The organism is Allobosea sp. 2RAB26 (genome assembly GCF_052115465.1).
In the GTDB taxonomy this organism is placed as follows: Bacteria; Pseudomonadota; Alphaproteobacteria; order Rhizobiales; family Beijerinckiaceae; genus Allobosea.
On sequence record NZ_JBFRGS010000002.1, the window covers coordinates 404,969 to 429,937 of the forward strand.

General features: G+C 66.1%; 26 protein-coding genes. 15 read left to right on the top strand and 11 right to left on the bottom strand.

All coding sequences use genetic code 11. The annotated features are described in order from the left end of the window. Positions 1-78: 78 nt before the first annotated feature. From AB4118_RS05045 to AB4118_RS05060, 4 genes are all read right to left on the bottom strand, one after another. A complete protein-coding gene (locus AB4118_RS05045; RefSeq protein WP_441488700.1) occupies positions 79-1,320 on the bottom strand; it encodes a L,D-transpeptidase family protein in 1,242 nt (413 codons plus the stop codon). Positions 1,321-1,638: 318 nt separating this feature from the next. Continuing rightward, the gene (gene ldtR, locus AB4118_RS05050; protein WP_441488701.1) at positions 1,639-2,151 is read right to left on the bottom strand and encodes a transcriptional regulator LdtR; all 513 of its coding nucleotides are present in this window, start codon (positions 2,149-2,151) and stop codon (positions 1,639-1,641) included. A gap of 308 nt (positions 2,152-2,459) precedes the next feature. Continuing rightward, positions 2,460-2,918: a DUF6163 family protein gene (locus tag AB4118_RS05055; protein ID WP_441488702.1), complete on the bottom strand. Its 459-nt coding sequence runs from the start codon at positions 2,916-2,918 to the stop codon at positions 2,460-2,462. Between the two features lie 3 nt (positions 2,919-2,921). Beyond that, positions 2,922-3,977 carry an enoyl-CoA hydratase/isomerase family protein gene (locus AB4118_RS05060; protein WP_441488703.1) on the bottom strand — a complete coding sequence of 352 codons (1,056 nt, stop codon included), beginning with the start codon at positions 3,975-3,977 and terminating at the stop codon, positions 2,922-2,924. Positions 3,978-4,158: 181 nt separating this feature from the next. On the opposite strand from AB4118_RS05060, the gene hemB reads away from it, so the two are divergent. The 8 genes from hemB (at position 4,159) to AB4118_RS05100 (ending at position 11,674) form a co-directional block, all read left to right on the top strand. Then, the gene (hemB, locus tag AB4118_RS05065) at positions 4,159-5,232 is read left to right on the top strand and encodes a porphobilinogen synthase (protein ID WP_441488704.1); all 1,074 of its coding nucleotides are present in this window, start codon (positions 4,159-4,161) and stop codon (positions 5,230-5,232) included. A gap of 125 nt (positions 5,233-5,357) precedes the next feature. Then, the gene (locus AB4118_RS05070; RefSeq protein ID WP_441488705.1) at positions 5,358-6,689 is read left to right on the top strand and encodes a branched-chain amino acid ABC transporter permease; all 1,332 of its coding nucleotides are present in this window, start codon (positions 5,358-5,360) and stop codon (positions 6,687-6,689) included. A gap of 14 nt (positions 6,690-6,703) precedes the next feature. Continuing rightward, positions 6,704-7,948 (top strand): threonine ammonia-lyase, encoded by a 1,245-nt coding sequence (locus AB4118_RS05075; protein WP_441488706.1) that lies wholly within the window; start codon positions 6,704-6,706, stop codon positions 7,946-7,948. A gap of 69 nt (positions 7,949-8,017) precedes the next feature. Further along, on the top strand, positions 8,018-8,491 hold the full coding sequence (locus AB4118_RS05080) for an RDD family protein (protein ID WP_441488707.1): 474 nt from the start codon (positions 8,018-8,020) through the stop codon (positions 8,489-8,491). 76 nt (positions 8,492-8,567) lie between these two features. Then, entirely contained in the window at positions 8,568-9,323 is a 756-nt protein-coding gene (locus tag AB4118_RS05085; RefSeq protein WP_441488708.1) for an arginyltransferase, read from the top strand. Between the two features lie 120 nt (positions 9,324-9,443). After that, the gene (locus AB4118_RS05090; protein ID WP_441488709.1) at positions 9,444-10,094 is read left to right on the top strand and encodes an RraA family protein; all 651 of its coding nucleotides are present in this window, start codon (positions 9,444-9,446) and stop codon (positions 10,092-10,094) included. 66 nt (positions 10,095-10,160) lie between these two features. Beyond that, positions 10,161-10,478 (top strand): UxaA family hydrolase, encoded by a 318-nt coding sequence (locus AB4118_RS05095; RefSeq protein WP_441488710.1) that lies wholly within the window; start codon positions 10,161-10,163, stop codon positions 10,476-10,478. Beyond that, on the top strand, positions 10,475-11,674 hold the full coding sequence (locus AB4118_RS05100) for a UxaA family hydrolase (RefSeq protein WP_441488711.1): 1,200 nt from the start codon (positions 10,475-10,477) through the stop codon (positions 11,672-11,674). The genes AB4118_RS05095 and AB4118_RS05100 overlap by 4 nt, the downstream gene beginning before the upstream one ends. 169 nt (positions 11,675-11,843) lie before the next feature. Here AB4118_RS05100 and AB4118_RS05105 read toward each other — a convergent pair whose 3' ends face one another. Beyond that, positions 11,844-12,254, bottom strand: a complete 411-nt coding sequence (locus AB4118_RS05105; protein WP_441488712.1) for a universal stress protein — start codon at positions 12,252-12,254, stop codon at positions 11,844-11,846. Positions 12,255-12,621: 367 nt separating this feature from the next. Here AB4118_RS05105 and AB4118_RS05110 point away from each other — a divergent pair, with 367 nt between their 5' ends. The 5 genes from AB4118_RS05110 (at position 12,622) to AB4118_RS05130 (ending at position 16,670) form a co-directional block, all read left to right on the top strand. Next, entirely contained in the window at positions 12,622-12,837 is a 216-nt protein-coding gene (locus AB4118_RS05110; protein ID WP_441488843.1) for a DUF2336 domain-containing protein, read from the top strand. A 70-nt stretch (positions 12,838-12,907) separates the two neighbouring features. Beyond that, on the top strand, positions 12,908-13,291 hold the full coding sequence (locus AB4118_RS05115) for a hypothetical protein (protein ID WP_441488713.1): 384 nt from the start codon (positions 12,908-12,910) through the stop codon (positions 13,289-13,291). Between the two features lie 33 nt (positions 13,292-13,324). Further along, positions 13,325-14,677 carry a PepSY-associated TM helix domain-containing protein gene (locus AB4118_RS05120; RefSeq protein WP_441488714.1) on the top strand — a complete coding sequence of 451 codons (1,353 nt, stop codon included), beginning with the start codon at positions 13,325-13,327 and terminating at the stop codon, positions 14,675-14,677. 191 nt (positions 14,678-14,868) lie between these two features. Then, positions 14,869-15,861 carry a DUF2336 domain-containing protein gene (locus tag AB4118_RS05125; protein ID WP_441488715.1) on the top strand — a complete coding sequence of 331 codons (993 nt, stop codon included), beginning with the start codon at positions 14,869-14,871 and terminating at the stop codon, positions 15,859-15,861. A gap of 203 nt (positions 15,862-16,064) precedes the next feature. Beyond that, positions 16,065-16,670 (top strand): outer membrane protein, encoded by a 606-nt coding sequence (locus AB4118_RS05130; RefSeq protein ID WP_441488716.1) that lies wholly within the window; start codon positions 16,065-16,067, stop codon positions 16,668-16,670. A gap of 257 nt (positions 16,671-16,927) precedes the next feature. Here the strand turns inward: AB4118_RS05130 and parC are convergent, their stop codons facing one another. The 3 genes from parC to AB4118_RS05145 form a co-directional block, all read right to left on the bottom strand. Then, on the bottom strand, positions 16,928-19,174 hold the full coding sequence (parC, locus tag AB4118_RS05135; RefSeq protein ID WP_441488717.1) for a DNA topoisomerase IV subunit A: 2,247 nt from the start codon (positions 19,172-19,174) through the stop codon (positions 16,928-16,930). A 122-nt stretch (positions 19,175-19,296) separates the two neighbouring features. Next, positions 19,297-20,025, bottom strand: coding sequence for a DNA repair protein RecO (recO, locus tag AB4118_RS05140; RefSeq protein WP_441488718.1), 729 nt, complete (start codon positions 20,023-20,025; stop codon positions 19,297-19,299). Positions 20,026-20,128: 103 nt separating this feature from the next. Next, positions 20,129-20,509 carry a tautomerase family protein gene (locus AB4118_RS05145; protein WP_441488719.1) on the bottom strand — a complete coding sequence of 127 codons (381 nt, stop codon included), beginning with the start codon at positions 20,507-20,509 and terminating at the stop codon, positions 20,129-20,131. Positions 20,510-20,625: 116 nt separating this feature from the next. Between AB4118_RS05145 and AB4118_RS05150 the strand changes: the two genes are divergently transcribed. Next, on the top strand, positions 20,626-21,483 hold the full coding sequence (locus tag AB4118_RS05150) for a LysR family transcriptional regulator (protein ID WP_441488720.1): 858 nt from the start codon (positions 20,626-20,628) through the stop codon (positions 21,481-21,483). 35 nt (positions 21,484-21,518) lie between these two features. Here the strand turns inward: AB4118_RS05150 and era are convergent, their stop codons facing one another. From era to lepB, 3 genes are read right to left on the bottom strand one after another with little or no spacing between them, the layout of a single operon-like run. Beyond that, positions 21,519-22,430, bottom strand: coding sequence for a GTPase Era (gene era, locus AB4118_RS05155; RefSeq protein WP_069877010.1), 912 nt, complete (start codon positions 22,428-22,430; stop codon positions 21,519-21,521). Further along, positions 22,423-23,154, bottom strand: a complete 732-nt coding sequence (gene rnc / locus AB4118_RS05160; protein ID WP_441488721.1) for a ribonuclease III — start codon at positions 23,152-23,154, stop codon at positions 22,423-22,425. Before rnc ends, era begins: the two co-directional genes overlap by 8 nt. A gap of 11 nt (positions 23,155-23,165) precedes the next feature. Next, positions 23,166-23,933, bottom strand: coding sequence for a signal peptidase I (lepB, locus tag AB4118_RS05165; protein WP_441488722.1), 768 nt, complete (start codon positions 23,931-23,933; stop codon positions 23,166-23,168). A 335-nt stretch (positions 23,934-24,268) separates the two neighbouring features. On the opposite strand from lepB, the gene aqpZ reads away from it, so the two are divergent. Beyond that, positions 24,269-24,967 (top strand): aquaporin Z, encoded by a 699-nt coding sequence (gene aqpZ / locus AB4118_RS05170; RefSeq protein WP_441488723.1) that lies wholly within the window; start codon positions 24,269-24,271, stop codon positions 24,965-24,967. The last annotated feature ends 2 nt before the right edge of the window (positions 24,968-24,969 follow it).

The following is a 24,969-nucleotide window of genomic DNA, read 5'->3' on the forward strand; positions in this document are numbered from 1 at the left end:
CCGCGGCTGCCGCAGCGCGCAAATGAAAACGGCCCGCCAGAACTGGCGGGCCGTTTCAGGATGAGAGAGCGCTTGCTCTCAGATGTTCTGGTCTTCCTGCAGCGCCGCAACCGGCGCCGGGCCCAGGCCATCCTTGTTGTAGATGTCGTCGCGGAACTGGACGCCGCCATCGGGTGTCGCCCAGGCGGTGATATAGACCCAGTAGCACGGCACGGGATTGCTGATCCGGGCGTTGATGCGTTCGCCGGACTGGATCACCTCGTCGATCTTGGCGCGATCCCAGCCGGGCGTCTCCTTGAGCAGCCAGGCGATATAGTCGCGCACGTTCTGGACGCGGATGCAGCCCGAGGAGACGAAACGGAAATCGTCGCCGAAAATGCCCTTGGCCGGCGTGTCATGCATGTAGACGCCGTGAGGGCTCGGGATATTGATGCGCACGAAGCCAAGCGAATTGAACTCGCCGCCGGGATCCTGGCGGAAGGTGTAGCGGGTCGCCTCGTCCGAATTCCAGTTCACGCGGTCGGGCGCGATCTCGCCGGCAGGGCCGATGATGCGGATCTTGTTCTCGGTGAGGTAGTTCGGCTCCTTGCGCATCTTCGGGATCAGATCCTTGCGGATGATCGAAGCCGGCACGGTCCAGGTCGGGTTGAAATTGACCTCGGGGATCTTGGTCTGCAGCAGCGGCGACTGCCGGTCGGCCTTGCCGACACCGGCTGCATGGCGTGTCGCGACATGGCCATTCTCGACCGTCTCGACCGAGGCTGCCGGGATATTGGCGACGACATAGCGGTTGCCGAGATTGCCCGACCAGGAGCGCAGGCGCACCACATTGGTCTCGAGCTGGCGGATGCGCCGCTCGATCGGCACGTTCAGGGCGGTCAGGGTGGCGCGATTGATGGCGCCGGTCGTCGAGAGCCCGACGCGCGACTGGAAGCGGCGCACTCCGGCTTCGACATAGGAGTCATAGATATTGCTGGTGCCGGCAGCAGAATCGAGATCGCCGGTGATGATCAGGCGCTGGCGCAGCGCGACCACGCCGGGGCCGCGCGAGCCGACGCCAAGCTTGTCAGTCAGCTGGATCGGGGTCCAGCCGCCGCGGGCGGCAAGGTCGCGATAGGCGACGATCGCTTGCTCCGTCGCCTGCAGCGTCTCGGAAGACAAGGTCGGGGTCGAGGACCGGGCAACAGCATTGCGAGCGCCTGAATCATAGCTCTGGCGCCACTCCGCCTGCTGAGCCCAGGCTGGCGCGGTCGCGGCCGTTGCTGCACCCGAAAGCAGTGCCAGCACGGTTTCGCGGCGGGTCAGGCTGAAATTCGACATCGTATCCCTCTTCCCTCGTCCTCAAGGAGCAAGACCGCGCCTAAGCGCCGCAAACAACAAGACCGGCTCCGCCATGGACGGCGGCCCGGTTGCGAGCGACGATCCAATACCACAGTTAACGTCTCGTGATGAGCGCGGCGTTTTTAGGGCATTGGCGACGAAGGGGAAGCAGGGAATGCAGCATGGGCGCCCTGCGTCGCGAAACTGCAACAGCAGCAGACCCGAGCAATAGCGGCCCGAAAGACTCCCGCAGCGAGGGCGGGAGTTTGCAAGTTCAGGTCAGGTCAGCGCCGATTGTCTGGCGGTTCAGGCCAGAAATCAGAGCTTGTAGCGGATCTGGTCGGTCCAGAAGCGCTCGAGACGCAGCAGCGCGTTGTTCATGCGCTCGAAGTCATCGGCCGCGATGCCACCGATCTGCTCGACCGTCTGGACATGCTTGTCGTAGACGCCCTTCACGAGATTGTGCACCTCGTGGCCCTTCTCGGTCAGGCTGATGCGGACCGAGCGGCGGTCGATGCGCGACCGGGCATGGTGCAGGTAGCCGAGCTCGACCAGCTTCTTGACGTTGTAGGACACGTTCGAGCCGAGATAGTAACCGCGCGTCCGGAGCTCGCTGGCGCTGAGCTCGGCATCGCCGATATTGTAGAGCAACAGCGCCTGGACGCTGTTGACGTCGTCACGGTTGCGGCGCTCGAATTCATCCTTGATGACATCGAGCAGGCGGCGATGCAGCCGCTCAACCAGGGTGAGGGACTCAAGGTAAAGAGGCTTCACCTTGAGTTGAACTTCTTCCGACTTCACAGGAGCCAAAGTCTTTACGCTCGTTGTCATGGTATATCCCGCCTGTTGCATGCCGGCCAGGATTTATCTCCCGGTCCGCTTCTGAAAACACCATAGGCCGGACCGATGAAAACGAGTTTAAATATCAGGATGAATCGGAGATTTACCCCTTTGGGTGAATCGTAAGTGAAGCCAGAAACGCTTAAGCTAAAGCGTTTATTACCATGACTCCACGCAATCGAGGGGCTTTCGGGCCAAACGGGGCTCTCCGCGCCAAGGCCCGAGTGCCCGCCTCTGCAGCGCCATTGCCGGGGCCCGGGCCGCGTGTCGCGCGCACGGCAGGCCCGCACCGGCCGGTCTCAGGTCTCCTCGTTTTCCGCCGCCCAGGTGGCGAGGAAATAGGCGGCCATCAACCCGACATAGGTCGCGATCAGATAGGGCGTCACCGGCAGCAGCCGCGGGAAGAAGAAGCCGAGCAGCAACTGGCTGACCGCGGCCAGGAGCCAGAGCACCCCGCCCCAGGTGCTGGTCAGCCAGAGCCCGACCGCGGCGACGAGATCGATCACCGCGAAATAGACCGTGATCGCCTGATAGCTCAGCAGCTGCGACTCGAACGGCGTCTGCCCCTCCATGCCGATGCCGAAAATCACGGCCCAGGCCATCAGCCCCTTGGCCATCCAGGCGAGCGACAGCAGGCGGAGCAGCCAGACCAGCACGCGCCGCCAGCGGGTCAGCTTGCTCTTCTTCTCCTCGAGGCCGGCCGAGCCGATGACGCGCTGCCCGCGCAGGGGCTCGGCATCTCCCCTCCCCATTCCCATCGCTCAATGCTCCAGGACGAGTTCGTTCGCGCCAAGCGAAGCGAAGTAGTGCGCGATCGCCTGCGGATCGACCTCATCGAGCGTGGCCGGCTGCCAGCGCGGGGCATGATCCTTGTCGATCACCACCGCCCGCACGCCTTCGTAGAAGTCATGGCCCTCGGCAATGCGCGAGACGATGCGGTACTCGGTGCGCATCGCCTCGGCGAAATCGAGCCCCGCCCCGCGGCGCATCTGCTCGAAGGCGATGGCAATGCTGGTCGGGGATTTGACGGCAAGCGTCTGCAGGGTTTTGCCGGCGAAGGCATCCCCGGATTCGGCCTTCAGCTTCAACCGCGCCCTGATGCCGTCCAGTTCGGAAGCGCCAAAGCACTCGGCGATGGTCGCGCGCTCGGTGGCGAGCTTTTGCGGGCCGGGATCCTGGGTGTATCCGGCCAGGATCTCGTCGACGGCGCCGCGGCCGGTCAGGGCATCGGCGAGTTCCGCCATCCGGCTGCTCGGTACGGCATGGGTCGCAAGACCCAGCGCCAGGGCGTCCGCTGCGCCGACACGGTCGCCCGTCAGGGCGAGATAGATGCCGGCTGCGCCCTCCAGGCGCGGCAGGGCATAGGTCGCGCCGACATCCGGGAAGAAGCCGATACCGACCTCGGGCATGGCGAAGAGGTAGCGGTCGCCGGCGATGCGATGGCTGCCATGCAGCGAAATGCCGACGCCGCCGCCCATGACGATGCCGTCGATCAGCGCGATATAAGGCTTGGGATAGTGCTTGATACGGTGATTGAGGATGTATTCCTCGCCCCAGAAGGCGAGCATCTCGCCCTGACGGCCGGCGCGGCCGAGATCATGCAGCGAACGAATGTCACCACCCGCGCAAAAGGCCTTCTCGCCTGCGCCCATCACCACGATGCGCGTCACCTGCGGGTCATGCTCCCAGGCATCGAGCGCGCGTGCCAGTTCGCGGACCATGACCAGGCTCAGCGCATTCAGCGCCTTGGGACGGTTGAGGATGACGACACCCGCCGCGCCCCGGATTTCGCAAATGATCTCTGGTTCCTGCGACATGCCGTGCTGATCCCTGATAACAGGGTCCGGTTCTGGGCCGGGGCTCGGGCGCTTGTCAACGCGCGGCGCCGCTTGGCCATGAGCGCATGGTTGCGACCATCCACCTCTATTTTGGAACGGTTCCGATGTGCTAAGCATCCGGCAAAGGACAAGCCAACGCGCCCAGGCGGCGGAGGATTTTATGGCATCTCGGGTTGTAAGGCCGTTTCCGGCGCCCGTCGCGCGGCAGGATGATCTGCCGGCCACTGCTCTGCGCAGCAAGGATTCGCTCGACCTGACCCGCCGGATGCGGCGCAACCGCAAGGCCGAATGGTCGCGCCGGCTGGTGCGCGAGGCGGTCCTGACTGCGAACGACCTGATCTGGCCGATCTTCCTGGTGGATTCGAGCGAGGCCCGCTCCGCTGTCGAGTGGATGCCGGGCGTCGACCGGCTGAATATCGAGGAGGCGGTGCGCCAGAGCGCCCATGCCGCCAGCCTCGGCATTCCGGCGATCGCGCCCTTTCCCTATGTCGAGAAGTCGTTGCGCGACGCGACGGCGTCCGAAGCGCTGAACACGCGCAACCTGATGTGCCGCGCCGTGCGCGCCATCAAGGCCGAGGTGCCCCAGATCGGCATCATCTGCGACGCCGCGCTCGATCCCTACACCTCGCATGGGCATGACGGCGTCATGGCGGGCGAGCGCGTCCTGAACGATGCGAGCGTGCGTATCCTGACACAGCAGGCGCTGGCGCTGGCCGATGCCGGCGCTGACGTCATCGCCCCCTCCGACATGATGGACGGCCGCGTCGGCGCCATCCGGGTCGAACTCGACGAGGCCGGCTTCGAGGACGTCCAGATCATGGCCTATGCGGCAAAATACGCATCGGCCTTCTACGGTCCCTTCCGCGATGCGATCGGTACCAATGCGACGCTGATCGGCGACAAGCGCACCTATCAGATGGACCCCGCCAATTCGGACGAGGCCATTGCAGAGGTGGCGCTCGATCTCGAAGAGGGCGCCGACATGGTGATGATCAAGCCCGGCATGCCCTATCTCGACGTGATCGCCCGCGTGAAGGACCATTTCCGGGTGCCGACCTTCGCCTATCAGGTCTCCGGCGAGTACGCGATGATCCAGGCCGCCGCCCTGAATGGCTGGATCGATGGCGACAAGGCCATGATGGAGAGCCTGATCGCCTTCAAGCGCGCCGGCGCCGACGGGGTGCTGAGCTATTTCGCGCCGCGCGTCGCCGAGAAGCTGAAGGTTTGCGGCTGAAAGCGGCTGGCTGAAATGCGTGCGCCTCGGAGCGCACCGCCTCACGTCACGGGCGACCGGCAAAGCGCTGAATTGCGCGACGCATCGAGTATCAACGCGTCGCAACTGGCGCTAGCCTCCGCGCAATGCGCGCGCTCCTCCCGATTCTCATTGCCTTGCTGCTGACCGGCTGCAGCGAACGCTTCGATACGGACCAGACGCGGCTTTGCCGCCAGGCGATCCCGGCGCTCAACGCGCCGGACGCGCGGATCACCATCGACCGCGCGACCAATGGCCCGCGCGCCAATACCTTGCGCATCCTCTACCATGTCGAGACCGGCGGCGGCCCGGCGCGCCAGCGCATGATCGATTGCCTCTTCGCCGGCGAGGGCGCGGGTCTGCAGCGCGGCGCGTTGCTCGGTGTCGCGGTCGACGGACGGCCGATGAACGATGCCAGCTTCTACCTGCTCCGGCGCTTCTACCTCGAGAACCGCGAGGAACCGCCGGTCGATCCGGGCTCGGCCCGCATCGACGGCCTGCCGCAGCTCCCGCCCGGCCTCGCCTATGCCCTGCAGCAGGGCTTGAGCGCCCTGCCCTCGGCCGCGATCTACGCCCTGCTCGCCTCGGCCTATGCGCTGATCTATGGCCTGACCGGGCGCATCATCCTGAGCTTTGGCGAATTCGCCGCGCTCGGCGCGCTCTCAGCCGTGATCGGCGTGGCGCTGCTCGTCTCGACGGCGATCTCGACGCCGGTCTCGGGGCTGCTGGTCGCCTTCGTCGTGGCCATGCTGGTCGCGGCCTTTCACGGCTTCGCCATGGGGCGGTTCGTGCTGCGCCATCTCGAGCGCGCCAGCGGCCAGCAGATGCTGATCGCGACGATCGGGCTCGCGATTGCGCTGTCTGAATATCTGCGGCTGGCGCAGGGGCCCGATCTGCGCTGGCTGCCGCCGGTCTACAACGAGCCCTGGCCGCTGGCCCGCTCCGGCAGCTTCATCGTCACCGCAACCCCGGTCGGACTGGCGCTTGCGGCCGGCGGCCTCGGTGCCGCGCTCGGGCTCGTGCTGCTGATCCGCTATTCCGCCTTCGGCCGGGCCTGGCGCGCGGTCTCGGACGATTCCGGCACCGCGGCGCTTTTCGGCGTCAACGCGCGTGCCGTGCATGACCGGGCGCTGATCCTCGCCTGCGCGGCCTGCGGCGCGGCCGGCGTCATCGTCACCGCGATCTATGGCGGCATGGGCTTTGCCGGCGGCTTCACGCTCGGGCTGAAGGCGCTCGTCGCCGCGATCCTGGGCGGCATCGGCTCGGTCGCCGGCGCCTGCCTTGGCGGCCTCAGCATTGCGCTCTTCGAGGTCATATGGTCATCAACCATGCCTATCGAACAGCGCGACATCGCCGTCTATAGCTTGCTCGCCGTGGTGCTGATCCTGCGCCCCGGCGGTTTCTTCGGCGAGGGCGCGATTGCGCCTCGTCAGGTCTGAACGGAACTCCACGCATGAGCGAGCCTTTTTCGATCACTCCCGCCGATATCGAAGCGGCCGCACAGCGTATCGAGGGGCATGTGCTGCGCACGCCGCTGGTGCCGGCGCCGCGCCTGTCCGAGCTCACCGGCGCGACCGTGCTGGTCAAGCACGAGAACATGCAGGCGACGGCCTCCTTCAAGGAGCGCGGCGCGGTCAACAAGCTGCTTGGCCTTACGGAAGCCGAGAGGGCCCGCGGCGTCATCGCCATGTCCGCCGGCAACCATGCACAGGCCGTCGCCTATCACGCACGCCGCTTCGGCATCCCGGCGACCATCGTGATGCCGGAGACGACCCCGCTGGTGAAGGTCGAGAACACAAGGGCCCATGGCGCCCGCGTCGTGCTCTACGGCGAAACGCTCTACGAATCGGCCGTGCGCGCCCGCGAGCTGGCGCAGGCCGAGACCCTGGTCTTCGTGCATCCCTATGACGATGCCGCCGTGATGGCGGGCCAGGGCACGATCGCGCGCGAAATGCTGGCCGACGCGCCCGATCTCGACGTGCTGATCATTCCGCTCGGAGGCGGCGGGCTGATGGCCGGCAACGCGATTGCGGCCAAGGCTCTGAAGCCGGAGATCGAGCTGATCGGCGTCGAGGCCGAGCTCTATCCCTCCTTCTACAACGCCGTGAATGCCGAGGACCGGCCGATCGGTGGCGCGACCCTGGCCGAAGGCATCGCGGTGAAGACGGTCGGCGAGCTGACCTTGCCGATCGTCTCCAGCCTGGTCTCCGACATCGTCCTGGTCGGCGAGGACCTGATCGAGCGCGCGGTCAATGCCTATGCCAGCCTGCAGCATTCGCTGGCCGAGGGCGCCGGCGCCGCGGGGCTCGCCGCAATGCTGAAGGAGCCGGAGCGCTATCGCGGCAAAAAGGTCGGCCTCGTGCTCTGCGGCGGCAATATCGACACCAGGCTGCTCGCCGCGATCATGGTGCGCGAGCTGGAGCGCGAGGACCGCATCGCCGCCTTCCGCCTCACCGCCAGCGACCGGCCGGGCCTGCTCGGCAAGGTCGCGAGCCTGCTCGGCGACCACGGCGCCAACATCCTCGAGGTCAGCCATGGCAGGCTCTTCCTCGACGTGCCGGCCAAGGGCGTGACGCTCGACGTCACCGTCGAGACGCGCGGCGAGAGCCATACGCGCGCCATCGAGGATGCGCTGCGGTCCAACGGCTTCCAGCCGCGCCGTATCTTTCCGCGTGGCCTTGCGGAACAAGACCGCTGATCAAACATTATGGCGGCGGAGCGCACCACCACCGGATGCGCCCCCCGGAACAAAGGATCTCGACCTTCGATGAGCGAACGCAGCTATCAGCAACCCGCAATCACGCCGATCGAGCAGCGCCCGCTGCAGAATGTCAGCGGCGTGCTGGGGTCGCGCCTGTTCGCCTGGATCGGCGACATCATCGCCCTGTTCATTCTGGGCTGGCTCGTGGTCGCGCTCCTGATCTTCCTCGGCCTCGTCACCTTCGGCGCGACCTGGCTGCTCCTGCCGATCGCGACGGTGGCGACTGCGCTCGGCTATGCGGCGCTGACCATCGGCGGCCGGAAACAGGCAACCTGGGGCATGCGCATGGCGGGCCTCAGGGTCGAGACCGTCAATGGCGGCCGTCCCGACGGGCTCGCAGCCGCCGTCCACGCCCTGCTGTTCTATGTCGCCGCAGGCACGGTCGCGCTCTGGGTGCTCGATATTCTCTGCGGTTTGGTGCGCGATGACCGCAGGCTCGGCCACGACATCCTGACGGGACTGGTCGTCGTTCGCGCCTGATCGTCATCGCAACTCTTGTTGCCGGCTGCGCTGCTGCTACACTCGTGGTTCAGGTCGTTTCCGGAGCGATACGAACGTGACGCGCCCGTTGCGGGATGCCCCGCAATTCTATCTGACGTCACCGACCTCCTGCCCGTATCTGCCCGGGCGGGAGGAACGCAAGGTGTTTACCCACCTTGTCGGCGGACGAGCGCGCGACCTCAACGACGTGCTCTCGCAAGGCGGCTTCCGGCGCTCGCAGAGCATCGCCTATCGGCCCGCCTGCGAGACCTGCCGCTCCTGCGTCTCCGTCCGCGTCTGCGTCGACGACTTCCGGCCGTCACGCGGTTTCCGCCGCGTGCTCGCCCGCAATTGCGACCTGATCGGCGAGGACCTGCCACCGGAGCCGCGCTCCGAGCACTACTCTCTGTTCCGCAGCTATCTCGACGAACGCCATCCCGATGGCGGCATGGCCTCGATGTCGGCCCTCGATTTCGCGATGATGATCGAGGACACGCATGTCGAGACCAACCTGATCGAGTACCGCCGGCGCGGCCCCGATAGCGGCTTCACCGGGCGCGGCGTCGGCGATCTCTTCGCCATGGCCCTGACCGACCGCCTGAATGACGGGCTTTCCATGGTCTATTCCGTGTTCGACCCGATGCTGGAGCAGCGCTCGCTCGGCACCTTCATGGTGCTCGACCATATCGAGCGGGCCCGCAAGCTCGGCCTGCCCTATGTCTATCTCGGCTATTGGGTCGATGGCTCGCCCAAGATGGCCTACAAGGCCCGCTTCCTGCCGCAGGAGCGCCTCTCGCCCCAGGGCTGGGAACGGGTCGACTCGAACACCTAAACCGTTTGAAACGCATCGTCGAGGCGCGAAAAACGCGCTTGCGGCCCCTGCTCCCGGCCGGCACCTTGGCCGCAATGGCAGCGCGTCCCGGCGCGACGAAGCCCTGATACGGAGGAAGCCTTGAGCGATCAACTGACCGAGCGGCTGGAACGCTGCTATACCGGCATCATCCACGATGTCATGCGCGCGATGGGGCTGAAGGAGTTCACGCTCCCGTCCGATCTGAGGCCCCTCCTGCCCGGCCAGAAGCTCGCCGGCCCGGCCTTCACCGTCGAGGGCAAGACCGATCCCGATTTCGACGCGCATGAGACCCTGCTCGGCTGGACCGGCCTGCTCTCGCGCGCCAAGCCCGGCCATGTCTGGGTCTGCCAGCCCAATACCGACGAGGTCGCGCTGATGGGCGAGCTTTCGGCCGAGACGCTCAAGAACAAGGGCGTGCGCGGCTGCGTCATCGACGGCCTGTCGCGCGATACCGAGTTCATGGTCGACATGGGCTTCCAGGCCTATTTCCGCGCCTATACGCCACGCGACATCGTCGGATTCTGGATGCCGAAGACGATCGACGAGCCGATCAAGATCGGCTCGGTCTGGATCCGGCCCGGCGACTACATCCTCGGCGACCGCGACGGCATCGTGCGCATTCCCGTCGAAGTGATCGAGGAGGTGCTCGAGAAGGCGGAGACGGCGATCTCGGCCGAGAACAAGGTCCGCACCGCGATCCTCGCCGGCACGGACCCGCAGGAAGCCTATCTCCAGTTCGGCAAGTTCTGATCGCTTGCGGGCTGCCTGCCCGGTCGCGCGGACTGACGCGGCCGGCTCCTCCAAGGAGTTAAGCCCATGGCTCAGCACGATCCCCGGCTCATCCTGCTCGATCCGCGCGACAACGTCTTTGTCGCGCGGATGCGGCTCGCCGCCGGCGAGACCGTCGAAACCGGCGCAGGGCCGGCCGTGCTCGACCGTGATATCGCGCTCGCCCACAAGGTCGCGCGAAAGCCGATCGTCACCGGCGAAAAAATCCTGAAATACGGGGCCCCCATCGGCGTCGCGACCGAAGCGATCGCGCCCGGCCAGCATGTCCATGTTCAGAACATGAAGAGCGACTACACCCCGACCTATCATCTCGAAGACGAGCGCAAGGCGGGAGCCGTCCCATGAACGACATGCGCGGCTATCTCCGGTCCGACGGACGCAAGGGCATCCGCAACACGATCGCCGTCGCCTATCTCGTCGAATGCGCGCATCACGTCGCGCGCGAGATCGCCCTGCCCTGGCGCGAGAACGGCGTCCATGTCATCGGCTTTCCCGGCTGCTATCCCAATGGCTATGCCGAAAAGATGATGGAGCGGCTCTGCACCCACCCCAATGTCGGGGCCGTGCTGCTGATCTCGCTCGGCTGCGAGAGCTTCAACAAATATGCGCTCGAGCGCGTCGTGCGCGCCTCGGGCCGGCCGGTGAAGACCATCATCATCCAGGGCACCGGCGGCACGCGCAGCTCGATCAAGGAGGGCCGCGCCTGGGTCGAGGCCGAGCGTGCGCGTCTCGACGAGCAGGAGACCGTGCCGATGGCGCTCAGTGAGCTCGTCGTCGGCACCGTCTGCGGCGGCTCGGACGGCACCTCGGGCATCACCGGTAACCCTGCGGCGGGGCGCGCCTTCGACCTGCTGATTTCCGAGGGCGCCGCCTGCATCTTCGAGGAAACCGGCGAACTGATCGGCTGCGAACATATCATGGCGGCGCGCGCCGTGACGCCGGAACTCGGCGAGGAACTGGAAAAATCGGTCGCCAAGGCAGCCCGCTATTACGCGACGCTCGGCTATGGCTCCTTCGCCGCCGGCAATGCCGAGGGCGGATTGTCGACCATCGAGGAGAAGTCGATGGGCGCCTATGCCAAATCCGGGGCCTCGCCGATCTCGGGCCTGATCAAGCCCGGCGACATCCCGCCCCATGGCGGGCTCTATTTGCTCGATGTCGTGCCCGATGGCGAGGTGCGGTTCGGCTTCCCGAACATCAACGACAATGCCGAGATCGCGGAGCTGATCGCCTGCGGCGCCCATTGCGTGCTCTTCGTCACGGGCCGCGGCTCGGTCGTCGGCTCGGCGATCTCGCCGGTGGTCAAGATCTGCGCGAATCCGGAAACCTATCGCCGGATGGCGGACGACATGGATGTCGATGCCGGGCGGATCCTCGAGGGCCGCGCCGGGCTCGACGAGGTCGGCCGCGAGATCCGCGATCTCGTCATTTCCTTGGCCAAGGGCGGGAGCACCAAATCGGAGGAGCTCGGCCACCAGGAGTTCATCCTGACCTATAAGAGCTTCGAACCGCTCGGCCCCGCCTGCCTGCCCGCGGCGTGACGAGGGAGCGTGGGCGGTTCGTGCCCGATGGGGCGCCATGGCACTGCCTAAGCTGCCGGCAGGGTTTAAACCGCTGATATAGTGTATGATTCTCAGCGTATACTGTTACACATCGACCCCGAAAGAGCTCCAAAACCGCCGGAAACGGGGCAACATCAGGGAGAATCGACTACCGGATCACCAGAACAGGGATAGTCGTACTTGCCAGCACCTCCAACGTCTGGCTCCCGAGCACGACCCTCTGCACGCCACGCCGGGCATGAGTAGACATCACGACGAGATCACAGCCGTTGAGCTTGGCCAATCGCACGATTGCCGCAGCTGGAGAAACATCGGTCTCGTGTTCCAGAGTTACCGTGACGCCCTGTTCGGAAGCGCTTTGCTCAATGGAGGCTATGCGTTCCTTCATGAACGCATCAATCTGCTGGCGGGCTGCGTGCGAGATCTCCGGCCGCAGAGGTTCTGAAACGGTCAGAACCGTGACTTTAGCTCCGAGCGGTTTGGCGAGCGCCAAGCCATGTTCAAGACCCTTGCGAGCAAGTTCGGAGTCGTCTGTGGCGATCAGAATGTGTTTGTACATTTGCCCTCTCCGGCAGGGATTGCGCCGGCATACTGGATGACATTGATCGGTAGGCAAGCGCTTCCCGACTGAACCATTGAGCGAGCCAGCGCGCATACTGATCGTCAACAGCTGCCTCTGACCAAAGGCCGCTGGATAGCAGGGTCCCGGGCCGGCATGCATCCGCAGCATGCCGCACCGTCGGTCGCACCGGAGAAAATTCTTCGCTATCCGGAAAAATCCGCGACGGACTTGAGACTTGAGCCCTTGAAGGCGCATTAGGCGAGATCGCGCTGCGTTCGCTGCCGCATCTCGAGGACGAGGCGCGCAAGGCCTATGCCGGCCATGCCGCTGCGGTGCCCCGCCTCGGGCTGAAGCTCCCTCGGGGCTGACCGACACCGACCTCGCCACGATCCCAGTGAGCCCGTCGCAGCACCATCTCGCGGCGATCGCCGAGCGCACCCGTCTCTCGGAAAGCGTCACCGACATTCTCGTCCAGCGCGGCGACCGCACGGTGCTGCACATGGTTAGCGCCCATGAAGGCGCGCATTGCTCCGGCAAGAGCTTCGAACCGCTCGGCCCCGCCTGCCTGCCGGCGGCGTGACCACGGGGCGCAGGCGCTTCATTCCCTTGGGTTATTGACCGCCGGCCTGCCGCGCCGTAGCGCTGCAGGCATGGGCGCGACGGCGACAGGGGCGAGATGGGGGCGCGGCATCGTTGCCGTGCTCTGCGCCTATGCGCTGATTCTCAACGCGGTCCTGATGTCGATCGGCGCGGGGCTCTCGGCCGCTCCCTCGCCCTTTCCGCGGCATGTCCTTTGTGCCCCCGGCGGATCGTCCGAACCGACGGCGCCCGCGAGCCCGGAGCAATCCAAGACCTGCTGCGCGCTCGGTTGCCTTGCGGGTAGCAGTGGCGCCCCTCCTGTCGCTGCCGCGGCGCTGCCGCTCCGCCGCAGCATCAGTGTCGCAAGAGACGTCACCTACCCGCCCGCACCGCGCATCGATTCCGGCCGCAGCGTCTACCCGCTTGGAGCGCGCGCGCCGCCTGCCCTGGCCTGAAACCAGACTTCCCCTTCAGGACAGGACACTCTCATGACCATCGTTTCATCGACGCAGGCAGCGCCTGCGCGCGCGGATACACGCGCCGCCTCCCTCTACCGCGCCGTCTGGCGCTGGCATTTCTATGCCGGGCTGTTGACGCTGCCCTTCCTCATCCTGCTCGCGGTCACCGGCGGGCTCTATCTCTTCCGAACCGAGATCGACGGCCTGGTTCATCGCGATCTCAAGCGGGTGGAGATGCGATCGACCGCCCCCGCCCCTGCGACAACACTGGTCGCCAACGCGCTTGCGGCCTTTCCCGGCAAGGCCGTGAAATTTGTACCCGCGGCAACAGCATCGTCAGCCGCGGAAGTCACCGTCCGGGACGCCACTGGCGCGCGCAAGGTCGTGCATGTCGCCCCCTATGACGGGCGTGTGCTTGGCGAGATTCCCGACAAGGGCACGGTGATGTGGGTCGTGCGACAGATCCACAGCCTCGCCTATTTCGGGCCGGTCGCGAATGGCGTGATCGAGATCGCCGGCGGCTGGTCGATCCTGCTGGTCGGGACCGGGCTCTATCTGTGGTGGCCGCGCGGCCGCAAGGGCGGCGTGGTCTCGCTGCGTGGCGATGCCGGCAAGCGCGTCTTCTGGCGCGACCTGCATGCCGTCACCGGCGCCTTCGCCGGCGTCTTCATCGTCTTCCTGGCGATCACCGGCATGCCCTGGTCCGTGCTCTGGGGCGACCAGGTCAATCGCTGGGCCAACGGGCATAATTTCGGCTATCCGGCCGGCATCCGCGTCAACCTGCCGATGTCGGATGAGCATCTGCACCATGCCGGGCCGACCTCATGGTCGCTGGAACAGGCGCGCGTGCCGAAATCGATCGCGACGGCGGCAGCGCCGATCAGCCTCGACACGGCCGTGGCGAGGTTCGACGCGCTTGGCCTGGCGCGCGGCTACGCCATCAACCTGCCGGCCGGTCCCAACGGCGTCTTCACCGGTTCTGTCTACCCAAACGACCTGTCGCAGCAGCGCGTCATCCATCTCGACCAGTATAGCGGCGCGCCCCTGCTCGACATGTCCTTCGCGGATTACGGCCCGCTCGGGAAATGGCTGGAATGGGGCATCAACGTCCATATGGGTCAGGAATTCGGCCTGGCGAACCAGCTCTTCATGCTGGCCGTCTGCCTCGCGATCATCCTGCTTTCGGTCTCGGCCGGGGTGATGTGGTGGAAGCGGCGTCCGGCCGGGTCGCTCGGCGTGCCGCCCCTGCCGCCCGAGCGCCGGACGCTCTACGGCGTCTTCGCCATCCTGGCGGTCGGCGGGCTGGTCTTTCCGCTCGTCGGCGCGTCGCTGATCGTCATGCTGGTGGTCGACCGCTGCCTCTGGCCGAGGACCGCGCGATAGCGGCATCGCGGGCCGGCATGCATTCGCGGCGTGCCGGCCCGTTGAACACGCAGAAGAAAATCCTCGCTTCCCGCGAAAATCCGCGACGGATTTAAGACTAAATCAAACCGGACCGGCGCAGGTTGCGGATACTTGCCTGACGCGTATCTGGGGGGCCAATGCTGAGTTCTTTGACACGGATGCCCTCCGAGATGTCCTCGGAGGCACGCCGGCAGCTGCTCAATGCCGTCACGGACCTTTTTCTGCTCGACCAGGATCCGACCGAGCCCTCCAAGGCGCATTACGGCGAGATCGCACTGCGCTCGCTGCCGCATCTCGAGGACGAGGCGCGCAAGGCCTATGCCGGCCATGTCGCGGCGGTGCCGAGCCTGCCGCATGAGGTGGCGGTCACGCTTGCCGGCGACGCCGATTCCGAGGTCGCACGCCTCGTGCTGAAGCTCTCCCCGGTGCTGACCGACACCGACCTCGCTGCAATCGCGGTGAGCCAGTCGCAGCACCATCTCGCGGCGATTGCCGAACGCGCCCGCCTCTCGGAAAGCGTTACCGACATTCTCGTCCAGCGCGGCGACCGCACTGTGCTGCACACGGTCAGCGCCAATGAAGGCGCGCATTTCTCCGACAAGGGTTTTGACACGCTGCTGGAACGCGGCGGCAAGGATGCTGAGATCGGTGGCGCGCTGGCCAGGCGTTCCGACCTGACACCGAACCGGGCCAGCCGCGTCCTGGAGATCGTCGAGGGGCTCAGCGGCGGCTCCGGGCTGTGGTCCAAGCCCGCCGACGAGGCCGCGACGCTTGCCCGCCGTGCACGCCAGCAGCGGCTGGAGGTGAAGCTCCTGCTCGCCGATCTCGGCGCAGGCAAGCGCGAGCTCGACGAGATCGTGAGCATGCTGGCCGAGGAGGACCGGGCCTATCACCTTGCCGAGGTGATCGCGCAGGCCTCGGGCATCACCAACGAGCAGGCGCTTCGCGTCCTGCTGCAGCGCGATGTCAGCGGCATCGCCGTGACCTGCCGCTCGCTGAATCTCGGCATTGCGGCCTTCAAATCCGTGCTGGAACTGCGCTCGCGGCGGCTGCTCTTCGGCGCGCGCGATGCCGAGGGCGACCTGAAGAACTATGCCGGCCTCGACATCGCCACCGCCGAGCGGACGCTGCGTTTCCTCAAGCTGAAGACGAAGATCGGCTGAAGCATCGGCCCGAAAGTGGATTGCGGTTTTCGGGGCAAAGCCGATGCAAAGATAGAAGGCTGCATCATCGGACCGGATACGATATCCGGTCCGACGATCCAGGGACGAGCGGCCTGGGGGCCGCTTCCGCCACAAATCCGCGACATTCACGCGACCTTCTGCTAGGCTTACGCATAGGGGTTTGCCGAGAGGATGCCTTCGACGTGAGACTACCGATCCTTTCCGGCGCGCTCTGCGCGCTTGCGCTCAGCTCTGGTGCCTCACAGGCGCAAGCCTATCTGCCCTTCACGGGCTTTGCCGCCGTGCCGTCCTTCGCCTGGTCGGAGCCGACGCTGGCGCCCGGCGGTGTCAAGTGGGAAGGCTCCTATGCCCGCATCTCCACGGGCTTCCAGGTGACCAGCGCCAAGGGACTGGGCACATCGGCCGGCCCGACGATCGGGCTCGAAGGCGGCAAGATGTGGCGCGATGGCGACTTCCTCTACGGCGTCATCGGCGCGCTCGAATACGCCCCTGCGATCGGCGGCTACGGCACGCCGAGCTTCAACACGGCGGCCTGGACGCGCGATGTCGTCGGCGCCTTCCAGCTCAAGGCCGGCGTGTTCGCAACCGAGAACGTGCTGCTCTACACCAAGGTCGGGCTCGCTGCCGGCAACGAGACCTGGCGCTATGGCGCGACGCCCTTCAGTTCGCCGTTCAACCGCAGCGAGATCGCGGTCAGGCCGGAGGCCCGTGCCGGAGTCGAATGGGCGGTGACCAACAACCTGACGCTCGGCCTCGAGGTCGGCGTGGTCGGCCAGGCGATCAGATAGGTCCCTCCTCCCGGCGCCCTGGCCGGGACTGCCCGCCTGGCTGAGAGATTGATTCACAGACCTGAGAAACTGATTCAACGCCCTGCCGCGTTGATTCAAGGCGCCTGGTCAACAGGTTGATAAAACGTTACTTTTTACAGCCGTGAAACACGGACAAGAGCGCAGGCGAACGCGCGCCTTTGCATGGCCTCGTCTGCATTTGCCGCCGCAGCCAAACGGGCAGATGCCCGGGCATCAAGCCCGGGCAAGGCACAGCTTCAGCCGCCGAACTTGTTGTTCTTCGGAAAGCCCTTGGGCGGCAGGCGGCCCGATTCCGCACGGTGGCCGAGCCACTCGAGCAACTCGGCCGCCCCGACCGTCCAGGTCCGGTTCGAGGTGTCGAGCCAGGTCAGGCCCTCGGCCAGCTTGAAGGTCTTGGCGTCGGAGACGCCGCCATCCTTGTAGCGCTGCAGGCGCACGCCCTTGCCGCGCCCCATCTCCGCGACCTCGGAGAGCGGGAAGCAGAGCAGCTTGCGGTTCTCGCCGATGATCGCGACATGGTCGCCCTCCGCCGGAACGGCGAGCAGCGCCTTGACCGGCTCGGTGACGTTGAGCACCTGGCGACCCTTGCGGGTATTGGCCACGACATCGTCGCTGGGGGCGACGAAGCCGCGCCCATCCGTCGTCACCATCAGGAGCTTGAGGCCCGGCCGGTAGGGGAAGGCGGAGACGATGTCGGCCGTCTCCTCCAGCTCGATCATCAGGCGGATGGGATCGCCGAAGCCGCGGCCGCCCGGCAGCTTGGAAGCCTCCAGCGTGAAGACCTTGCCGTTCGAAGCCAGCACCAGGAGCTTCGCCGTGGTCTCGGTGTGGAAGCCGAGCTGCAGCGCGTCATCACCCTTGAAGGACAGCGTCGAGAGGTCCTGGACATGGCCTTTCAGCGCCCTGATCCAGCCCTTCTTGGAGACGACGACCGTGATCGGCTCGCGCTCGACCATGGCCTGCGTCAGGTCGATATCGGTCGTCTCCGGCATATCCGCGAAATCGGTGCGGCGCTTGCCGATCGCGGTTTCCGGGCCGAAGAGCTTCTTCACCTCGCGGATGTCCCAGGAGATGGTCTTCCACTGCGTCGCCTCGGAGGCGAGCAGCCCCTCGATCTGGCCCTTCTCGGTGGTCAGTTCGTCGAGCTCGGTCTTGAGCTGCATCTCCTCGAGCTTGCGCAGGGCGCGCAGGCGCGTGTCGAGGATCGCATTGGCCTGGACCTCGCTGAGCTCGAAATAGCGCATCAGCTCGACCTTGGGCTCGTCCTCCTCGCGGATGATCTTGATGACGCGGTCGAGGTCGAGATAGACGATCAGCAGGCCGCGCAGGATCTCGAGCCGCTTCTCGATCTGGCCGAGGCGGAAGCGCGAACGGCGCAGCAGCACTTCGCGGCGATGGTCGAGCCAGGCGCGCAGGGCCTCGTTGAGGCCGAGCACCCGCGGCACCAGCCCGCCGGTCAGCACGTTCATGTTCATCGAAATGCGCGATTCGAGCTCGGTGAGCTTGAACAGCGATTCCATCATCAGATTGGCGTCGACGGCCCGGCTGCGCGGCTCGATGACGACGCGGATGTCCTCCGCCGACTCGTCGCGCAGATCCCCGACCAGCGGCAGCTTCCGGTCGTTCAGCAGCTCGGCGATCTTCTCGATCAGCCGGCCCTTCGAGACCATGTAGGGGATCTCGGTGACCACTGCGAGCCAGGTGCCGCGGCCCTGGTCCTCGACATGCCAGCGCGCCCGGGTGCGGAAGGCGCCGCGCCCGGTGCGATAGGTCTCGGCCATCGAGGCCCGGGTCTCGACGATGATGCCGCCGGTCGGGAAATCCGGCCCGGGCACGAAGGTCATGAGCTGCTCGGAGGAGGTCTCCGGATGCTGGATCAGATAGAGCGCGGCGTCGCAGAGTTCGGCCGCGTTGTGCGGCGGGATCGAGGTCGCCATGCCGACCGCGATGCCCTGCGAGCCATTGGCCAGCAGGTTGGGGAACGCCGCCGGCAGGACGATCGGCTCCTCGTCCTCGCCATTATAGGTCTCGCGGAAATCGACCGCGTCCTCCTCGATCCCGTCGAGCAGGAGGCGCGCGACCTCGGTCATGCGCGCTTCGGTATAGCGGTAGGCGGCGGCGTTATCGCCGTCGATATTGCCAAAGTTGCCCTGGCCGTCGACGAGCGGGTAACGCTGGGCGAAATCCTGGGCGAGGCGCACCAGCGCGTCATAGACCGACTGGTCGCCATGCGGGTGGAACTTACCGATGACGTCGCCGACGATGCGGGCGCATTTCTTGTGCACCTGGCCGGGGTCGAGGCGCAGCAGCCGCATCGCATGCAGGATACGGCGGTGGACGGGCTTCAGGCCGTCACGCGCATCCGGCAGGGCACGGTGCATGATGGTGGACAGCGCATAGGCGAGATAGCGCTCTTCGAGCGCCGATTTCAGATCGATGCGCTCGGTCTCGTCCTCCGGTGGCGGCTCGACCGGCTTTCCCATGTGTCACTCAACCTCGATCTACGTTGCAGCCGCCGGGAAACGCCGGCCGCGAATCACTTCCTATGACGATGCCGGCCCGATGCAAGCCGCGCAAAGCGTCATACCCGCAAACGCGCCAGAAATCAGTGAATTCGTGCGACCAGCTCCAGCAGCCGCGCCCGCTCCGGCGACTCGAGCAATCCGCGCGGCTCAAGCAGGTGGCGGCGCAGGAAGAAGCCGGTCAGGGCGAAGCCCGCCGCGATGTCGGCGGCCGAGGGTTGCCGCCCGCCCTGCCCTTCGCTGAGGAAGCGCGGCAGCGCCAGCAGACGATCCTGATAGGGCTCGGCCACCTTGCGGCTGACCGCCTTGCCCGATTTCGGCGAGACATGGGTGAGGTCATCGGGCGAGCCGGTGACGGCGCAGCGCGTCAGATCCAGCCCGAAGCCGAGTTCGGCCAGCATCGCGACCTCGAACCGCACGACAAGGGCCGGCGCCAGGGTCAGCTCGTCGAGATGTTCGATCAGCACCGCCAGCCCCTCATGCAGGGCCGGATGAGGATCACGCTCCGGCAGCAGCCGCAGCAGGGCCGAGATCACCCCCAGCCCATAGAGGGCGACGGGCGCCGCCATCAGCCGCGCCGCATGCGAGGTGATGAGCTCGACCTTGTATTCGCCGAGATGCTCGTCGAGCCGGGCCCGCCAGGTCAGCGAGACCGCATTGCCGGGCTGCAGCACCGGCTGCGCCCGGGCCGAGCGCCCTCCGCGCACGAGCCCGAGATGGCGGCCATGCAGACGCGTCAGCACCTCCAGGATCACGGCATTCTCGCCGTGCTGCCGGACGCCGATGATGGTGCCGTCGTCGCTCCACTCCATGACAAGGAGTTAGGCGGCGCACCCGGCCGGGTCAATTTCCGCAGGCCTCCCCTCCCGACAGCGCGCGTCAGCGGCGCCGGTCCGGACTGGCAGGCAGCCAACCTCAGACATACTGGGCGATGCCGCCGCCGAAGGACCAGTTCTCGCGCGCGGTCTCGATCAGGTTGATGAAGACGTCGTCGGGCCTCAGTCCCGGCTCCCGGCGCAGGTTCTCGGCGATCTTGGCAAACAGCGCCTTCTTCTGGGTGACGCCGCGGCTGTTGTTGCAGGTGATCTGGATGATGACGAGCCCCGCGCTGCGCTCGAACCCGAAATAGCGGGCGTTGAAGATGAACTCGTCGGGATCGTGCTGGTGGATCACCGCGAACAGATCATCCTCCGGCACCTCGAAGGTCTCGCGCATCGCCCGATAGACGCCGTCGACGATGGCGGCGGGCTCGGAGGCGGGACGGCCGCGCCTCATGGAAATGCGGATCAGGGGCATGGTGGATCTCCGGTTCGCGCGAGGGCGTTCGCCTCGCTGTCCAGGGCAAGCTAGCGCTCTCCGAGCCATCGTTGTAGTGTATTATTGTAGATATCAATCATATGGATTCTTGATTTATGATCGTCGCCACCCTCGATATCGATGCGGTCGCCGCCTTTCTCGGTGCGGCCGATCTGCGCAGCTTCACGCGGGCCGCCGAGGCGCTGGGCACGACCCAGTCGCTGGTCAGCACCCGGGTCAAGCGTCTCGAGGAGGTTCTCGGCCGGGCCCTGCTCCAGCGCCACCCACGTCTCGTCAGGCTCACCGCCGAGGGCGAGCGTTTCGTACCGGCGGCGCGCGAGCTGCTCGCCGCGCATGAACGGGCGCGTGCGGCCTTCACCGAGGCCCCGGAGCGCATCTCAGTTGGGATCAGCGAGCAGGCGGTTGGCGCCGATGCGCCGGCCCTGCTGGCGCGTCTGTTCGGCCATGACCCGACGCTGGTGATCAGCCTGCGGATCGAACGCTCGAGCCTGCTCGAGACGGCCTTCGAACGCGGCGAGCTCGATGTCGCCGTGATGCTGCGGATCGGACAGGGGCGAACGGGCGAGGTGCTGCGCCGCGACGCCTTTGGCTGGTTCGCCGCGCCAACGCTGACGCGCGATTCCTCGCGGCCGCTGCCGCTCGTCAGCCTGATGACGGAATGCGCGCTCAGGCGTCACGCCATCGAGGCCGTTAGTGGCGCCGGGCTCAGCTGGCGGGAGGCCTTTGTCGGTGGAGGCATGGCCGCGGTACTGGCGGCCGTGCAGGGCGGGCTCGGCGTCACCCCGCTCGCCGCGCGCATCGCGCCGCTCGGCGCCGTCGATGTCGGCACAGACTGGGGCCTGCCGGTGCTCGGCTCATCCGAGGTCGTGCTGCGCAGCAATGTCGCGACGCCGCGCGCCAACGCCTTCGTCAGGGAGTTGGCGGCTGCATTTCGCGGGCCGGTTCAGCGCTGAACGGTTCAGCCCTTGCCAGTCGAGCCTTGGCCGGTTCAGCCTTTGGGGAATTCCAGCCCCATCTCGCGATAGCGCTCCGGATCGTCGCTCCAGTTCTCGCGAACCTTGACGAAGAGGAAGAGATGGACCTTGGCCTCGGCTGCCTCGGCGATCTCGACGCGGGCCTTCTGGCCAATCGCCTTGATGGTCTGGCCGCCCTCGCCAAGCACGATCTTCCGCTGGCCCTCGCGCTCGACATAGATCGTCTGCTCGATGCGCACCGAGCCATCGGGCCGCTGCTGCCATTGTTCGGTCTCGACCGTCGAGCGATAGGGCAATTCGTCGTGCAGGCGCTCGAAGATCTTCTCGCGCGTGATCTCGGCGGCGAGGAAGCGCAGCGGCGCATCCGAGATCTGGTCCTCCGGATAGAGCCAGGGGCCGAGCGGCAGGCGCGTCTCGAGCCAGTCGAGAATGTCCTTGACGCCATAGCCGGTCAGCGCCGCGACCATGAAGGTGGTCTCGAACTTGCCCCGCTCGTTCAGCTGCGTCGTGATGGCGAGCAGCTTCTCCTTCTCGATCGTGTCGATCTTGTTGAGGACCAGGAACTTGGGCTGCTTCAGCTCGGCGAGCTTTTCGAGCAGCCTCGTGTTCTCCTCATTGTCGAAGCGCTCGACATCGATCAGCACGCCGATCAGGTCGGCATCGGTCGCGCCGCCCCAGGCGCTCGTCACCATGGCGCGGTCGAGCCGGCGCTTGGGTGCGAAGATGCCGGGCGTGTCGACGAAGATGACCTGCGCCGCGCCGGCGAGCGCGATGCCGCGCACCTGGGTCCGCGTCGTCTGCACCTTGCGCGAGACGATCGAGATCTTGGCGCCGACGAGCTTGTTCAGCAGCGTCGACTTGCCGGCATTGGGCGCGCCGATCAGCGCAACGAAGCCGCAGCGTGTGGGCTTGTCGGCCTCAGCCATTGTCATCTCCCATGGTTTCGTTCCAGAGCCCCTCGCGGCGCAGGAACGCCTCGGCAGCAGCTTGTTCGGCGAGGCGCTTGGAGCGCCCTTCGGCTTCGGCGTCGATCAATCCCGCGATCCGGGCCGCAACCCGGAAGAGCGGGGCATGGTCCGGGCCCGAGCGGCCGCGCTCGGTATAGGTCGGCGTCTGGTAGCCCTTGCCCTGCGCCCATTCCTGCAAGGCGGTCTTCGCATCACGCAACGGGCGCACCGGCTTCAGCAGGCGCTCGCCAAAAGCGCGCTCGACCAGTCCTCTGGCTGCAGCATAGCCGCCATCGATGAAGACCGCACCGATGATCGACTCGCAGGCATCGGCCAGGATCGCCTTGTTCTTGCGGGCGCCGCCCAGGATCTCGCCGTCGCCGAGCTTCAGGTAGCTGCCGAGATCCCAGCCCAGCGCGACTTCGGCGCAGGTCTCCTTGCGCACGAGATCGGCCAGGCGGCGCGACATGTCGCCCTCCTCGGCCTGCGGATAGCGCTCGAAGAGCATGTCGGCGACGCTCAATCCCAGGACGCGATCGCCCAGGAACTCGAGCCGCTGATAGCTGCCGAGCCGCGAGCTCTCGGCGCTCATATGGGTCAGGGCGGTTTCAAGCAGGGCGCGATTGGCGAAGACATGGCCAAGCTTCGCCTCGAGCCGAGCGAGGTCGGGCGTCTTACGCCCGCTGTCCCCCGGCTTCGTCACTTGCGGCTTCGTCACTTGATCGTGCTGAACAGGCGGTTCCAGCGCACGGTCCAGGGCCATTCCCAGACACGCCAGGCGGAGGCGCCGTCGTCGATGGAGAAGAAGATGATCTCGGCGCGGCCGACGAAGTTCTCGAAAGGCACGTAGCCGACGCTGCGGTCGCGCGAATCCAGCGAGTTGTCGCGGTTGTCGCCCATCATGAAGAAATGGCCTTCGGGCACGCGGAAGACCGGCGTGTTGTCGAAGGTGCCGGTGTCGCCCTCGCGCTCGATGATGTTGTGGCTGACGCCCTCGGGCAGCGTCTCGCGATACTGGATGACCTTGGTGCTGCGGCCCCAGTTGTCGGTGGTTTCGAAGTCGGCGATGCGCTCGCGCTTCACCGGCTGGTTGTTGATGTGGAGGATGCCGTCGATCATCTGGACGCGGTCGCCCGGCAGGCCGATGACGCGCTTGATGTAATCGGTGGAATTGTCGCTCGGCAGCTTGAAGACGGCGATGTCGCCGCGCTTCGGCTCGGCAGCCCAGACCCGCCCCTTGAACAGCGGCGGGCTGAACGGGATCGAGTGCTTGGAATAGCCGTAGGTGTATTTGGAGACGAAGAGATAGTCGCCGATCAGCAATGTCGGGATCAGCGAGCCCGACGGAATGTTGAAGGGCTGGAACAACAGCGTCCGGATGACAAGCGCGATGAGAAGCGCCTGGACGACGACCTTGATCGTCTCAAGGATGCCGCCCTCGTCCTTGGCCGTCTTGCTCTTGATTTCGGCGTCGTTGGCCACCCGGGGCGCTCCTTCATCAGTTCCGAGGCGCGGCATAGCGGAATGTACGGCCGGGGACAACGCGATATCCTCGCACAAGATGGCGCGAACAGGGCCGCCCGGCATCGCAACGCAACATTGGTTCTGTCATCGCGAATTTCCCCGGCTGCCCGCAGGTCCGGACCTGCCGCAATTGAGGCGACGCAATCGCGCCGCCCCGACATTGCCCCAGGCCAAGCAGCAGCCGGCGAAGATCGCCCCCTGCCGCAGGTGAAGGGCGGCCCCGCAGTAGCGTAATTGACGCATTCCGAGCCCAGGTTCACTGATAGCTGGTCACAACCTCTGGGGGAATCAGTATGAGCTCGAAGAAATATGCGGCTGAAGCCATCGGCACATTCTGGCTAACCTTCGCCGGCTGCGGCAGCGCGGTCATCGCTGCAGGTTTCCCGCAGGTCGGTATCGGGCTGCTCGGCGTCTCACTTGCGTTCGGCCTGACGGTCGTCACCATGGCCTATGCCATCGGCCATATTTCGGGTTGCCATCTCAATCCGGCGGTCACCGTCGGGCTCGCGGCCGGCGGGCGTTTCCCCACCGGACAGGTCCTCCCCTATATCGTCGCGCAGGTGATCGGTGCGATCGCCGGCGCCTTCATTCTCTACATGATCGCCAAGGGCGCGCCTGGCTTCGATCTCGCCAAGGGCTTTGCCTCGAACGGCTATGGCGAACATTCGCCGGGCCAGTACAGCCTGTTCTCAGGCTTCCTGATGGAAGTCGTCATGACGATGATGTTCATCTTCATCATCATGGGCGCGACCCATGGCAAGGCGCCGGCAGGCTTCGCACCGCTCGCCATCGGGCTCGGCCTCGCTCTCATCCACCTGGTCAGCATTCCCGTGACGAATACTTCGGTCAATCCGGCGCGCAGCACCGGCCCTGCCCTGTTCGTCGGCGGCTGGGCGCTGCAGCAGCTCTGGCTGTTCTGGGTCGCTCCGCTGATCGGCGGCGCTCTTGGCGGCGTGCTCTATCGCTGGCTGAAGTCCGACACGGCCGAATAGCC

Coding starts and splice junctions, on each gene's coding strand:
- AB4118_RS05045 (WP_441488700.1), bottom strand. CDS start 1,320: ATGTCGAATTTCAGCCTGACCCGCCGCGAAACCGTGCTGGCACTGCTT.
- ldtR (WP_441488701.1), bottom strand. CDS start 2,151: ATGACAACGAGCGTAAAGACTTTGGCTCCTGTGAAGTCGGAAGAAGTT.
- AB4118_RS05055 (WP_441488702.1), bottom strand. CDS start 2,918: ATGGGAATGGGGAGGGGAGATGCCGAGCCCCTGCGCGGGCAGCGCGTC.
- AB4118_RS05060 (WP_441488703.1), bottom strand. CDS start 3,977: ATGTCGCAGGAACCAGAGATCATTTGCGAAATCCGGGGCGCGGCGGGT.
- hemB (WP_441488704.1), top strand. CDS start 4,159: ATGGCATCTCGGGTTGTAAGGCCGTTTCCGGCGCCCGTCGCGCGGCAG.
- AB4118_RS05070 (WP_441488705.1), top strand. CDS start 5,358: ATGCGCGCGCTCCTCCCGATTCTCATTGCCTTGCTGCTGACCGGCTGC.
- AB4118_RS05075 (WP_441488706.1), top strand. CDS start 6,704: ATGAGCGAGCCTTTTTCGATCACTCCCGCCGATATCGAAGCGGCCGCA.
- AB4118_RS05080 (WP_441488707.1), top strand. CDS start 8,018: ATGAGCGAACGCAGCTATCAGCAACCCGCAATCACGCCGATCGAGCAG.
- AB4118_RS05095 (WP_441488710.1), top strand. CDS start 10,161: ATGGCTCAGCACGATCCCCGGCTCATCCTGCTCGATCCGCGCGACAAC.
- AB4118_RS05100 (WP_441488711.1), top strand. CDS start 10,475: ATGAACGACATGCGCGGCTATCTCCGGTCCGACGGACGCAAGGGCATC.
- AB4118_RS05105 (WP_441488712.1), bottom strand. CDS start 12,254: ATGTACAAACACATTCTGATCGCCACAGACGACTCCGAACTTGCTCGC.
- AB4118_RS05115 (WP_441488713.1), top strand. CDS start 12,908: ATGGGCGCGACGGCGACAGGGGCGAGATGGGGGCGCGGCATCGTTGCC.
- AB4118_RS05120 (WP_441488714.1), top strand. CDS start 13,325: ATGACCATCGTTTCATCGACGCAGGCAGCGCCTGCGCGCGCGGATACA.
- AB4118_RS05125 (WP_441488715.1), top strand. CDS start 14,869: ATGTCCTCGGAGGCACGCCGGCAGCTGCTCAATGCCGTCACGGACCTT.
- parC (WP_441488717.1), bottom strand. CDS start 19,174: ATGGGAAAGCCGGTCGAGCCGCCACCGGAGGACGAGACCGAGCGCATC.
- recO (WP_441488718.1), bottom strand. CDS start 20,025: ATGGAGTGGAGCGACGACGGCACCATCATCGGCGTCCGGCAGCACGGC.
- AB4118_RS05145 (WP_441488719.1), bottom strand. CDS start 20,509: ATGCCCCTGATCCGCATTTCCATGAGGCGCGGCCGTCCCGCCTCCGAG.
- AB4118_RS05150 (WP_441488720.1), top strand. CDS start 20,626: ATGATCGTCGCCACCCTCGATATCGATGCGGTCGCCGCCTTTCTCGGT.
- era (WP_069877010.1), bottom strand. CDS start 22,430: ATGGCTGAGGCCGACAAGCCCACACGCTGCGGCTTCGTTGCGCTGATC.
- aqpZ (WP_441488723.1), top strand. CDS start 24,269: ATGAGCTCGAAGAAATATGCGGCTGAAGCCATCGGCACATTCTGGCTA.